Source organism: Filobacillus milosensis (assembly GCF_004402015.1).
GTDB lineage: Bacteria > Bacillota > Bacilli > Bacillales > Alkalibacillaceae > Filobacillus > Filobacillus milosensis.
The window spans coordinates 20,716-32,982 of record NZ_SOPW01000026.1 but is presented as its reverse complement, the minus strand read 5'-3'; the positions used below and the strand labels follow the sequence as shown (position 1 = coordinate 32,982).

The 12,267-nt window shown below is 36.9% G+C and carries 12 protein-coding genes; all 12 read right to left on the bottom strand.

All coding sequences use genetic code 11. The features are described from left to right. Nucleotides 1-208: 208 nt before the first annotated feature. Complete coding sequence (locus E3U55_RS16230; protein ID WP_134341536.1) at nucleotides 209-403, bottom strand: cold-shock protein; 195 nt, start codon at nucleotides 401-403, stop codon at nucleotides 209-211. Nucleotides 404-641: 238 nt separating this feature from the next. Continuing rightward, on the bottom strand, nucleotides 642-1,385 hold the full coding sequence (fabG, locus tag E3U55_RS16225; protein WP_134341535.1) for a 3-oxoacyl-ACP reductase FabG: 744 nt from the start codon (nucleotides 1,383-1,385) through the stop codon (nucleotides 642-644). After that, nucleotides 1,385-2,287, bottom strand: coding sequence for an intracellular short-chain-length polyhydroxyalkanoate depolymerase (gene phaZ, locus E3U55_RS16220; protein ID WP_134341534.1), 903 nt, complete (start codon nucleotides 2,285-2,287; stop codon nucleotides 1,385-1,387). The genes fabG and phaZ overlap by 1 nt, the downstream gene beginning before the upstream one ends. An 8-nt stretch (nucleotides 2,288-2,295) precedes the next feature. Continuing rightward, entirely contained in the window at nucleotides 2,296-3,318 is a 1,023-nt protein-coding gene (locus tag E3U55_RS16215) for a 3-oxoacyl-ACP synthase (protein ID WP_134341533.1), read from the bottom strand. Between the two features lie 8 nt (nucleotides 3,319-3,326). Beyond that, complete coding sequence (locus E3U55_RS16210) at nucleotides 3,327-3,509, bottom strand: hypothetical protein (RefSeq protein WP_134341532.1); 183 nt, start codon at nucleotides 3,507-3,509, stop codon at nucleotides 3,327-3,329. A gap of 10 nt (nucleotides 3,510-3,519) precedes the next feature. Continuing rightward, nucleotides 3,520-4,539, bottom strand: a complete 1,020-nt coding sequence (locus E3U55_RS16205; protein WP_134341531.1) for a branched-chain amino acid ABC transporter permease — start codon at nucleotides 4,537-4,539, stop codon at nucleotides 3,520-3,522. Next, nucleotides 4,536-5,408, bottom strand: coding sequence for a branched-chain amino acid ABC transporter permease (locus tag E3U55_RS16200; protein ID WP_134341530.1), 873 nt, complete (start codon nucleotides 5,406-5,408; stop codon nucleotides 4,536-4,538). Before E3U55_RS16200 ends, E3U55_RS16205 begins: the two co-directional genes overlap by 4 nt. 15 nt (nucleotides 5,409-5,423) lie before the next feature. Further along, nucleotides 5,424-6,134 (bottom strand): ABC transporter ATP-binding protein, encoded by a 711-nt coding sequence (locus E3U55_RS16195; protein ID WP_134341529.1) that lies wholly within the window; start codon nucleotides 6,132-6,134, stop codon nucleotides 5,424-5,426. Beyond that, nucleotides 6,131-6,886 carry an ABC transporter ATP-binding protein gene (locus E3U55_RS16190; protein WP_134341528.1) on the bottom strand — a complete coding sequence of 252 codons (756 nt, stop codon included), beginning with the start codon at nucleotides 6,884-6,886 and terminating at the stop codon, nucleotides 6,131-6,133. The genes E3U55_RS16195 and E3U55_RS16190 overlap by 4 nt, the downstream gene beginning before the upstream one ends. 175 nt (nucleotides 6,887-7,061) lie before the next feature. Then, complete coding sequence (locus E3U55_RS16185; RefSeq protein WP_134341527.1) at nucleotides 7,062-8,333, bottom strand: substrate-binding domain-containing protein; 1,272 nt, start codon at nucleotides 8,331-8,333, stop codon at nucleotides 7,062-7,064. A gap of 89 nt (nucleotides 8,334-8,422) precedes the next feature. Then, a complete protein-coding gene (locus tag E3U55_RS18020) occupies nucleotides 8,423-8,557 on the bottom strand; it encodes a 3-oxoacyl-[acyl-carrier-protein] synthase III C-terminal domain-containing protein (protein WP_407644124.1) in 135 nt (44 codons plus the stop codon). A gap of 397 nt (nucleotides 8,558-8,954) precedes the next feature. Then, on the bottom strand, nucleotides 8,955-12,185 hold the full coding sequence (locus tag E3U55_RS16175) for a BTAD domain-containing putative transcriptional regulator (protein WP_134341525.1): 3,231 nt from the start codon (nucleotides 12,183-12,185) through the stop codon (nucleotides 8,955-8,957). Nucleotides 12,186-12,267: the final 82 nt, after the last annotated feature.

Genomic DNA, 12,267 nt, shown 5'->3' with positions numbered 1-12,267 from the left:
ATACACGCATCTCCTTTTTTGTACTTGTTTATTGGTCTAAACAAAGTTTAACAAAATTAGGAGATTGCGTGTTTTTTATTTGTCAGAAAATTATCTGTACCCCAACATATATTTTAGAGCCTTTTTTATAAAGTATTGTACATAAGACATAAAAAAACAGACCCCGTATAAAGAGTCTGTTTGTATAAACGATTTAAGACTAAGCAGTCTATTGAACGTTAGCAGCTTGTGGCCCACGGTTACCTTCTACGATATCGAAAGTTACGCTTTGACCTTCATCAAGTGTTTTAAAACCTTCGCTTTGGATAGCAGAGAAGTGTACGAATACATCGTCTTGTCCTTGTACTTCGATAAATCCAAAACCTTTTTCTGCGTTAAACCATTTTACTGTACCTTTTTCCATTTTGTTGCCTCCTAGTGTGTTACCACACAATATAATACTATTCTTGCCCAAAGTATCTTCAAGACGAAACTCTATTTTCATACTATCCTTTACACCGAACAAAAATAATTCTTCTTAATCATAGCAGGTAACGGAAAAAATTGCAAGCATAATTTTACTACATTTTAGTATTATAAATATGTTTATATATATTTCCTCCATATTGGAATTACTTTGGTTTCTAGCAAGGTTTATTTCCTTACATCATTATACCACCATCAACGTGTAATGTATGACCGTTCACATAGTCGGACTCATCTGATGCTAAGTATAGATAAGCATTTGCAATATCAGAAGTTTTTCCGAGTCTTCCCATCGGAACTTGTTGTTTCATCGCAGCTATCACATGATCAGGGACGGTTTCAACCATAGCCGTTTCTGTAAATCCTGGAGCAACTGCATTCACATTAATATTTTTACGACCTAATTCCTTAGCCCAGCTTTTCGTAAGTCCAATGATTCCCGCCTTAGCTGCAGCATAGTTTGATTGACCAACATTACCATAGGTACCTGAAACAGAGGATGTATTAATCACTTTACCCTTACCACGTTCAATTAAATGTGGTAGGACTGATTGTGTACAATGAAACACACCTGTTAAATTAACATCAATCACTTGTTTAAATTGTTCTGGTGTCATTTTTGATAGCATGGCATCTCTTGTAATCCCAGCATTATTGACTAAAATATCTATTCCACCATACTGATTCATAGCCTCTTCAACCATCTGATCTACACTATCTCGTTCAGCGACATTTACTTGAATAAACGTGACTTCATATCCATCACCGATTAATTCTTGCTCTCGTTTTCTCCCTGTATCCTCATCAAAATCTGCTAGAACGACTTTTGCGCCTTCTTTTGCAAATGTACGTGCCGCCTCTAATCCAATACCATTGGCACTGCCTGTAATTATTGCCACTTTGTCTTGTAAGCGTCCCATTATAATCTCCCTTCCAGAAATGTCTCGATAGTTTCTTTTAATTGATCTAGATCATCAATTAGTGGTGAGTGACCACAGTCTACTAAATTTTTAAATGTAGCCTTATCTCCTAAATCCGCCATAATCTCATTTGTCATGGATTCCGTAACAACTAAATCATTATCGCCTCGCATCACAAGCACTGGCACGTCTATATTGTTAACCTCACCTGTTCCTTCTGTTAGACCATTATGTACATGGCTTATGTTAAAAATGTTTAGAGCTTGGTAGATTTCTGCCAAATTTTGTTGAGTCATCATATCATCTAAATACTCGTCATAGTGCTCCGGAGATGGTTGTTGCTTGGTGTAAATTAAATGATTCCACATCATTTTTAAAAACCCCTTATCTTTTCGGTCATACGCTCCCTGAACAGCGAGGGTCTTACCAGCATCTCGACGGACCTCTTCAAGTGAACTTAATCGATTACTAATATCCGGCATCCCATCAGCTCCTGTTCCAAAGAACGGGTAACCACGTGTTGAACCTGAAGCTAATAGTAAAAGTTTCTCGCAAGGTTGGTCATAAGTAGCACAATATTGTAACGATACAGCGCCTCCCATTGACCAGCCTAATAATGCATATACATCTACTCCAAGTTCATTAATGAATTCTCTAACTGTCTCACTTAAATCTCTAATCGATTCAATTTCATTGTGATAAGTTGATTCACCGAACCCAGGTAAATCGATGGCATAAAGTTTATATTGAGAATCTAGCACATCCATTAATACATCCCAATGCTTAGAAGAAGTCATATTACCATGTATAAGTAAAATGACTTTGTCCCCTCCTTCTCGTTCCCTATAAGCAACTGTTTCTCCATTTGGAAGTGTTACACGAGTCAATTGTACTTCAACCATGTCTATCATCACCCTTTAGATTTTTTACCCCACTGAATAACACTTGCTCCCCATGCGTATCCAATACCTGCACTGACAAAAACAATGATGTCGCCATCTTTGATTTTTCCTTGCTTAATAGCTAATTCGAGTGAGATGATTTGATCCATTTGACCAATATGACCAAAATCTTCTAAGTAAATAGAATGTTCTTGTGAGAGTCCCAATTCATTTAATACATAATTGTGAGCTGAACGTTTCATATGAAGCAAAGCAACATAATCAATATCACGTTCTTGATAATCACTTAGTTTGACCGCATCTCGAATAACTTTTAAAAAGTTATCCATTGACTTTTCTTCTAGACGCTTTTTCATCCCCTCAGGGTCTAAAACATCTAATTGGTAAAGATGGTTCTCTAATACTTCATTCGACATAGGCTGTTTAGTTCCTCCACCTACGACGACAACATCTTTTGAAAAAGATCCGTCTGTAATAATCGTACTTTCAAGCAAGGCATTGTCAGAGTAATCACGTTGCAGAATCATAGCCGCGCCTCCCGCACCCAAATTATACATAAAGCGCGTACGTGGATTCTCGTAATCTATAAAATCAACATTTCGATAACCACCAGCTAAAAGTACTGTCTTAACTCTTGGGTCAGATGCCATCATATCTTTAGCCACTTTCATAGCCATAATTGTTGTCCCGCACCTCAGCTGAACGTCAAACGCCCACGCATTCACACAGCCTAATTGCTCTTGTGTATAGATCCCGGCTGTCCATAATGGATATTCCTTGTATTCTTCACCGATATAAATAACTAAATCGACATCGAGTGGATTCACATCACAGCGTTCAAAAGCCTTTCTAGCTGCTTTAATTCCCATTTCTGCGGTGTGATCGTCTGGTCCTGGTATAGGTTTTCGTTTTATACCTAGCTTGTTTTCTACTATATCATTGGGTATACCCGAACGTTCCGCTAGCTCTTCTGAAGTCATAAAATGCTTTGGAATGTAAGATCCTATTGAGACGATTCCGACCTCACACATATTCGCTGTCACCTCTTTTCAGTTTCATGTTTTTCTACAATTTCCTTCATTGTTTCGAATGCTTCATCTAATTGATCAAAATAAATATCTTTTTGACTTTGTACATGCGTAAGCTTAACTTTCACTTGACTACCTTCTTCGGATAAATGTTGGCATCGGACTACAAATGATGTAATCGGTTCTATTGCCATAACCCTCCTCCTAACTCGCTAACTTATCAGATGTCTTCTGTTTCATTTCCTGCTTTTTATGTTTACGTTTAGCTAACTTGTGCCATAGTGTCCCAACAATTCCAGCAGGGAAGAATATCACAGCTAAAATATAAACAATACCAAACAAGATAATCCAGCGTTCAAAAATCCAATGAACGTCAGATAAATCAGATAAATAGTGATGAGCAAACTCAATAATACCTGCCCCAATAATTGGACCAACTAACGTCCCCACACCACCAATAATGGTCATAAGCAATGCATCCAGGGTCACGTCAATGCCAAACACATTTGTACCAACAAAACGAATGCTAATCGCGTATAATACACCTGCAAAACTTGCTACAACACCTGAAACCACACTAATAATGACCTTATAAGGCATGATTCTAAATCCTAGTGATTCAACACGCCCTTCATTTTCGCGGATGGCAACTAAAATCTTTCCTAAAGGCGATTCTGTTAATCTTCTTAACCCAAAGAAAATTAAGACCATCGAAACTAAACAGAACATGTAAACAACTAAGTTTCTGTGATCTTGAAGTGGGCCAGGTAATTCAGGAATTCTAAATGTAAACCCGTCACTACCTCTTGTAACTGAACGCCATTTTTCAGCTAAAACCAGGAATAAACTTGCTAGGGCCAAGGTTAACATTGCATAATAGTGACTCTTTAATCGTAAGGTCAGTATCCCTGCAAAAAAGGCGACAATTCCTCCCAAAACCAAAGCTAGTAAGATCCCTAAAAAAAGATTCATAAATGTTGACTCTAAAAAGTTAAGTGTTATACCTATACTATAGGCACCGAGCCCAAAGAACATTGCATGACCAAAAGAAACGATACCGGTATAACCGAGCAATAAATCGTAGCTCATCGCAAAGATTCCGAAAGTAAATACCTGTATCATCAAGAATAAAAACCAGCGCTCATCTTTAAAGAACGGAAGCAAAACTAACATAAATGCGACAGCTATATAAATCCAAGTTGATTTTTGTATTGTTTTTATCATTTATTAGACACCCCGCTTACTCTAAACAATCCTTCTGGGCGGAAGATCAGGACAATAAACATTAAAATCATCGTGACAGCCATCGCTAAATCGGAATAGTAATAAGCCATAAACCCATTGGATAACCCCACTAATAAAGCCGCTACTAACGAACCAGGGACACTTCCCATTCCACCAATGATGACCACAATAAAAGCGAAAATACCAAATTCCATTCCCATTTCCGCATAAGCAACACCTGAACTTGGAGCAAATAATGCACCGCCTAGTGCTGCTAAAGCGGAACCAACCATAAATACACCGATAAAGACTAATCTAATGTTAATACCTAAAGCTTGAACCATTTCTTTGTTCATAACGCCTGCTCGAACAATCAAACCAATTTTTGTGAACTTTAGAACTGCCATAATAACTAGGAACAGTAGTAATCCAACAACTATTATAAGTGCTCGATATTTAATAACCGTGACATCCCCAAACTCCCATGAACCATCTAAGTATGGAGGTTTTGAGGCAGCTAAAATATTAGGCCCAAACACTACTTTTATGAGCTCAGATAAAACAAGCATGAAGCCCAGAGTAATTAAAATTTGTTGAATATGATTACCATAAACAGGCTTAATAATTAAGTACTCGGTAATCAGCCCAAGAAGTAGCCCAGCTATGACCGCTGCTAGCATACTTAAAATAAAGCTTTGGGTAATTCCATAAGCCCACACACCCACAAAGGCGCCCCAAGCAAATAACCCGCCGTGAGCAAAATTTAAAACGTCCATCAATCCAAAAATTAGAGTTAAGCCACAGGCAATTAAGAATATTAACATCCCAGTCGCTATACCATTAATGGCCAGGTTTAAAAATAAATCCATTAAGTCTCCCTCCCTCTAGGCAATGCCTAAATACTTCCGTTTTAATTCTTCATCTTCACGTAACGCTGACATATCGCCATGATGAACGGTCATACCATCATCTAAAATGTAAAAACGATCACCTAAACGACTGGCCATATAAAAGTTTTGTTCAACTAAAACGACTGTTGTCTTCTCTTTCATTTTCTCAATCGATTCAATAACTTTCTCAACAATGACGGGTGCCAATCCTTTACTCGGCTCATCAATTAGCAGCAAATCATTTTCATTTACATATGAACGCGCAATGGATAGCATTTGCTTTTGTCCACCGCTTAATTGACCACCTGGCTTTTTCCAAAACTTTTTTAAATCAGGAAACAATTCTAATACCCATTCCATTCGTTCTTTGGTAGCGTCATCTTCTTTACGCATCCCCACACGCATATTCTCTCCGACTGTTAAACCGTAAAAAATTCCCTGGTCTTCTGGAACATAACCAATCCCTTTTTTGGCGATATGGTATGGAGGAAGTTTAGTAATGTCTTCGCCTTTGAATGTCACTGTCCCATTAGAGGCGTTATTTAGACCCATAATCGTTCTTAGTGTAGTCGTTTTCCCTGCACCATTTCGTCCCAAAAGTACAGTTACTTCACCAGGACTCACTTCAAATTCAACATTGTGAAGGATATGGAACTGTTCAATATGTGTGTTAATTTGTTCTAGCTTCAGAAGAGTGTTCGTCATTTTGATTCCCCCCCAATATAGGCTGTCTGAACCGTTTCGTTATCCATGATTTCTTCCGGGTTACCCTGAGCTAATAATTCACCGTTGTATAGAACAATAATCTGATCAGATAATCCTAAAACCATATCCATCTTGTGCTCGATTAAAATAATCGTTCGATTGCCTTCCTTCTTAATATTTTCGATGACTTCCAAAATCGCCGGCACTTCTTCTAACGACATCCCTGCTGTTGGTTCATCTAGTAAAAGGAGTTCAGGATCTAACGCTAATAGCATCGCAATCTCTAATTTTCTTTTTTCTCCATGTGATAGATTTGCAGCTAATGCGTTGGCTCTTTTGCTTAGTAACACCGTATTTAGTATATTAAGAGCTTCCTCAGTAAACTTTTTATAGTACGTAAAATGTCGAATCATCTGAAAGCGGACTTTTTCTCTTGATTGAATGGCTAATCTTACATTTTCTAAGACTGTAATGTTAGGAAAAACATTAGTAATTTGAAAGGATCTACCTATGCCTAATCTAGTGCGTTCTACGGTTGATTTTTTAGTGATATTTTCTCCTTTAAAGAAAACTTTACCTACTGTAGGGTTTAATTGGCCGCTTAGTAAATTGAAAAATGTTGTTTTACCTGCGCCATTAGGTCCAATTACAGATGTAAATAGGTTACGGGGAATACTGACTGATACTTGGTTGACTGCAATATGTCCCCCGAAGGATATTGTTAAATCTTTGGTTTCTATAATAGATTCCATTCATACACCGCCTTTATTTTTTGTGGGGCTGTTAAAGTTTTTTGTTGGTTCGCTCCCCATATTTTTTATAAAAAATTTCGTCCAACAATGCACAATAACAGTCCTTTTATGTAAGTAAAAATGGTAAAGAATGAACTCCGACTTTTGCCGAAGTTCATTCAAATCATATGATATTTTATTGGCCGTTTTTGATTGGTGGTTCTGTTTCTCCTGGTTCCATGACTCGGATTAATTCTGGTACTGGATAATCATACCCATCTTTCTCTACCAGTTTAATCGCATACATAGGCTGAAGTGCTTGGTGATCTTCTTCACGGAATGTCATGGTTCCTTTAGGTGTTTCGAAACTCATACCTTCCATCACCGAAATCAATTCGTTAGCATCTGTACTACCATCAGATTGTTTTAGAGCTTCAACTATTGAGATAGCTGCACTCATACCACCTGGCGTAAATAAGTCAGGAACTTCACCGTCATAACGGGCTTTATGTTCTTCAACTAACCAGTCATTCACTTCATTATCAGGTAATGTGTGGTAGTAAACTGTGAAACCTTCCATGCCAACTAAGTCGTTCATAGTTTTTAGAGCGGCAATATCAGGTGCACCAGTTGAAATTTTAATACCTTTACCTTGAACATCCATGTCTTTTAACTGGTTCCAAGGAGAGTTCGCACCTGCCCAAACAACGTATAAGTAATCTGGATCTGATTCAATAATTTTTTGAATGTGAGGTGTGAAATCCGTAGAATCTTGTGGTGCATATTCTTCGTGAACAATTTCTGCACCTAATTCTTCAGCATAAGGCTTGAATGCTGCAATGCCATCATGACCAAACGCATAGTCAGGAGCTAATGTCGCAATCTTTACGCCTTCATCTGCAATGGCTGCTGCAGCTGCTGCTGAGTCCTGAGATGAGTTACGCGCTGTCCGGAAAATGTATTCATTAAATTCTGCACCTGTGATACTATCTGCAACCGCAGGCTCAACAACCATAATGGTTTCAAACTCTTCTGCTAAACCAGTAACAGCTAACGTATCACCAGAGCTTGATGAACCAACTAAGAAATCTACTTGATCATCTTCTAATAGTTTGAGAGCTTTTTGCGTTGCAACTTCCGGGTTTGTTTCGGTATCTTCATAAATAACTTCGATTGGTCGACCATTAAACTCTCTTGTACCATTTGTTGCATAATCTAATCCTAATTCAAAACCTTTTTGCGTCTGAGCCCCATAAGCTTCTAATACTCCCGATAAAGAAGCTAACACACCAATTTTAATAGGCTCCTTCTCTTCTTCGTTTCCTTCACTTTCTTCTTCATTATTCTCTTCAGTCTCTTCTTGTTGAGGATCACCTGATGGCTCATCTCCACCACTTTCGTTACATGCTGCCAATAACATGACTAGTATAAATAACATAATGAATAGGCCAAATAATTTTTTGGACATCTTACATCCCCCTTAAATTTAATATAATTTTTTTCAAGCTTTGTGCTTGTATTTAAGATAATTGACTAGAGTTACAAACGAGTTACAGATTACCATTTAATGACGGTGGCAGCCCACGTATAGCCAGTTCCTGCTGACAACGTCAACACAATGTCTCCTTTCTTTACTGATAGGTTCATGTAATTCTTAATAAGTTCAATTACGATTATTTGTGACCAACGCATCACGATGAGGCGTGATCACTGCTTCATTTTTTCCAAAAATCAATTGTTTGCACCTTCAGTCCTTCCTTCCGCCCTCCTTTTAAAATTAAGAATTTATAGGTTAATGTAAAACAGTTCAGAAATTTAGTATGTCTAGTTTTGTCGAGGAAGTGGAGTTTCCTTCAAAATCTATATAAGTACTTAAGTGGTTAAAATTGAGTACTTTAGATTGTTACTCAAGATCAATCTAAATTTCTCCACAAAAAAACTACCACAGAACACTGTTCCATGGTAGTGCAGCTGCTATTAAAATTAACATGATAACTGCAGGTATATCTAGGCCAGGCAAAATGTACCCTCCTAATATATACTGTTTACAACATCTTGCCGTCCAAGCTCAAAATACATATTTTGTATATTAATATTCTCTCATCACCAATTCATACATTTCTTTTGTGGTATTCATTGGTTCTATCTTCAATTCTTCTTCCAATACTTCTACACATCTCTGGTACCATTTAATAGCTTGTGGTCGATTATTTTGCTGGTAATAACAATACATTAGCAATCGGTAAGCCTCTTCCCATGTCCGATCTTTAGATATAATTTCCTCGCACCAGTTGATGCACGTATAATAATCTTCCAATCGTACAGATACCTGTGCCAGCTTTTCTGCACCACGTAAAAACAACACTTGAAGTCGTTCACGTTCGTGTATGAGCCAATCTACGGTCCGATGATTCGCTAAATAATCACCATGGTACAGTTTTAAAGCTCTGATTAATAATTCTTTAGATTTTTCAGGGTTCTCTTCTTCTAATCCCGCTTGAATAAATTCCTCAAATTCATTGATATCCAACTCATAACCTGAGTACGTACTTAAACGATAAGCACTGCCTGATCGTTGAATGAAGAAAGATTCCTCGCGCGCTTTTCTGTGTGGTTCAAGTATTTTTAATAATCCATTTAAGGTCACTTTGAAATTTTTATTAGCCGATGACTCATCCAAGTCAGCCCACAGATGTTCAAAAATTTCTTCTTTGGTCATCGTTGTGTGGCGGTAAGTAATTAATAGTTCCAATAATTCCTTAGACTTAACCCGACTCCAATCTGAATCATTAACCGGCTCATTCCCGACAGAAAGTTTGAATTCTCCTAAAGCATTTAACCTGATCGTATAGCCAGGATGTTTTTCTAAATTACCAAATCCTAACTCATGAATCATACGTGTTACATAAGTTTCATAGACTCCTCTTTTCTGCGCCTGATGAAGCAAAGGAGCTATAATTTGCATATTAGTTGGGCCAAAATAAGTTCTCTTTTTCAAGAAAAAATCATAAGAACCCGTCTGAAGCCGTCTAATAAACTCTTCAATTTCACCGTCAAATAGTTCATCATCTTTCATCTCAAAGCCTAAAAAGGCCTTCCAAAACGATACCAACATTAACCCATAATCATCTTCGCATGCTTTAAAGTGATCTCGCGTTTCGTTTAACGTCTTTAGGGCGAAATCGTAACGCTTACAATGGACTGAAGCGACAGAAATACATAGCTTAATAATGGCAGACAACCACAAATCTTGAACTAATTCAGTTTCTTTTAACCCTAACTGACCTGCATGATAAGCTTTTTCGTACTCACCATTAATCCCATATAACATACAAAGCCCCATATACGGTTCAGCTTTCAACCTGGATATATTGAGTTGATCCATTAAAGATAACGCATTCTCATAGCATTGAACGGCTAAATCAGCATCATACCTTTTTAATAATTGGACGGCATGCCCCATTCTCATCCACCCACATGCTTCAATGAAAGCTGATTCATTTTCTATACCTAATTGCAGCCCTCGTTCTGCAAAAATCTTACCTTCTTCTGCATGGCCTAAGAATGATTCAATAATTGATAAAAGTATATCGGTCTCACGATACGATTGAGGCAAGTGTTCTAATTCGTAATTAGGAAAGTTTTCTTTTTTATCAATTAAAAACTGCCTGGCTTGAAACAGTCTTCCGGTCCTTAAATATATTCTTGCTTCTAAATTGGTCTCATCAATAGGTAAATTTAGAGCCTTTGCTTTATCCAACCATAGCTCTGCTTTCTTTGCATAACCTAAATTTAAAAGGTTTTCCCCTAACATGTGATAAAGACGCGCTTTTTCTTCATTTTTTACATCTAACTTTTCCCTATAGTCAATTGCTTTTCTCAAAATATGATCGGCTTGATCAGGCCGAATTGTATCTAAATAAATACGTGCTTTACCTTCATAAGCCATACTTAATACATAGTAATCATTCATGTTATTAGATAAAGAAATTGCTCGATCATAACACTCTTCAGCACTTTCATATTTTGAGCGGTAACGATATATTTCTCCTTGGTCAAACCAAAGGACCTGCTGATGGTCTTTTTTATAATCAGGAATTTGATTTAAATAATATTCTAATCGTTCCAATTTTCCTTCTTGTATCATTTCTCGGCCGTAATCTGCAAGAAGGATAGCTGCCAAGTCATGCTGTTGAATTTTAAGGCGGTGATGTATAGCCTTATCTAAATCGCTATGTTCTTCGTAGTAATAGGCCGCTTCACTATGTAAGTAATAATATTCTTCTGGGTTCGTTTGTTTTAATCGATTTTCTAAAAATGTTTTAAACAATGAATGATATTGGTATTGAGAAAGATCAATTTTTTGGATAAATAAATGTTGATTAAATAAATCTTCGAGCATTTGATATGAACTGTTAAATTTAAGTATATAATCACTGGCTTCAGCAGAAATGGTTTCTAATATGCTTGTCTGTTCTAAAAACTTTTGAATGATCGAAGGTTGCTTTGATAAAATCTCTGTGACCATGTATTGAAATAATTCGTCAAGTGATTGGACTTCTTGTTTTAATAGCTGTTCGAGATTCCCTCCTGTTTTTAACTGCTGAACAAACATGCCACAGGCAATAGGCCAACCTTCAGTTAAATCATGAATTTGTTTAATCCTTTCTTCATCTATATCGATTTCATGAATATCTTGTATTAAATGGCCAACTTCTTCTGTAGTTAATTCTAAATCTTTTTGTGAAATCTCCAGTAAATTCCCTTTTATTTTCAGCTTTGAAATAATACTCCAACGTGGTTTGAAACGCGAAGATAGCACAAAGTGAATACATGATGGTAAATGTTCTAAAAATAGTTGTACGAATTTATTAATATTATGAGACGTCATAAAGTGATGAGCATCATCCAGTACTAAAATAAATTTATCACTGGATTCACCTAATTCGTTGATTATCAACGTGATAAACGTCCATACTTCTTGTTCACGTACAATGTGATTTAGTTGTCCAATTTTTTGTAAAATGTTCTCATCAAAATGAGGATATATTTTTTTAATTGCGTGAACTAATTTTGTTATAAAAGGTACGAAATCAGTATCGTATTCAGTCAGAGAAAGCCATGACACCGGAATTTTACTATATTGTACAAATGAACTTAATCCCACACTTTTGCCGTATCCTGCACTTGAGTAGATTAACGTTACTGGATAGCTCGGAATGAGTTGCAATTTCTTATGTAGTTCAACCCGCTGAACAAATTGGTCTTTTACAACTGGTGGTTTGAACTGTGACTCTAACATAGGAACACTTTGCATCATTACCGGCCTCCTTAATCAGAAAATGTCAAAATATTTTCATTATTATTTTAACATATAGACATTGACCTTCCTATGCAAGTTT

Bases quoted from the DNA above. Each gene is read 5' to 3' on its own strand.
- E3U55_RS16230 (WP_134341536.1), bottom strand. From the start codon at position 403: ATGGAAAAAGGTACAGTAAAATGGTTTAACGCAGAAAAAGGTTTTGGA.
- fabG (WP_134341535.1), bottom strand. From the start codon at position 1,385: ATGGGACGCTTACAAGACAAAGTGGCAATAATTACAGGCAGTGCCAAT.
- phaZ (WP_134341534.1), bottom strand. From the start codon at position 2,287: ATGGTTGAAGTACAATTGACTCGTGTAACACTTCCAAATGGAGAAACA.
- E3U55_RS16215 (WP_134341533.1), bottom strand. From the start codon at position 3,318: ATGTGTGAGGTCGGAATCGTCTCAATAGGATCTTACATTCCAAAGCAT.
- E3U55_RS16210 (WP_134341532.1), bottom strand. From the start codon at position 3,509: ATGGCAATAGAACCGATTACATCATTTGTAGTCCGATGCCAACATTTA.
- E3U55_RS16205 (WP_134341531.1), bottom strand. From the start codon at position 4,539: ATGATAAAAACAATACAAAAATCAACTTGGATTTATATAGCTGTCGCA.
- E3U55_RS16200 (WP_134341530.1), bottom strand. From the start codon at position 5,408: ATGGATTTATTTTTAAACCTGGCCATTAATGGTATAGCGACTGGGATG.
- E3U55_RS16195 (WP_134341529.1), bottom strand. From the start codon at position 6,134: ATGACGAACACTCTTCTGAAGCTAGAACAAATTAACACACATATTGAA.
- E3U55_RS16190 (WP_134341528.1), bottom strand. From the start codon at position 6,886: ATGGAATCTATTATAGAAACCAAAGATTTAACAATATCCTTCGGGGGA.
- E3U55_RS16185 (WP_134341527.1), bottom strand. From the start codon at position 8,333: ATGTCCAAAAAATTATTTGGCCTATTCATTATGTTATTTATACTAGTC.
- E3U55_RS18020 (WP_407644124.1), bottom strand. From the start codon at position 8,557: ATGCGTTGGTCACAAATAATCGTAATTGAACTTATTAAGAATTACATG.
- E3U55_RS16175 (WP_134341525.1), bottom strand. From the start codon at position 12,185: ATGATGCAAAGTGTTCCTATGTTAGAGTCACAGTTCAAACCACCAGTT.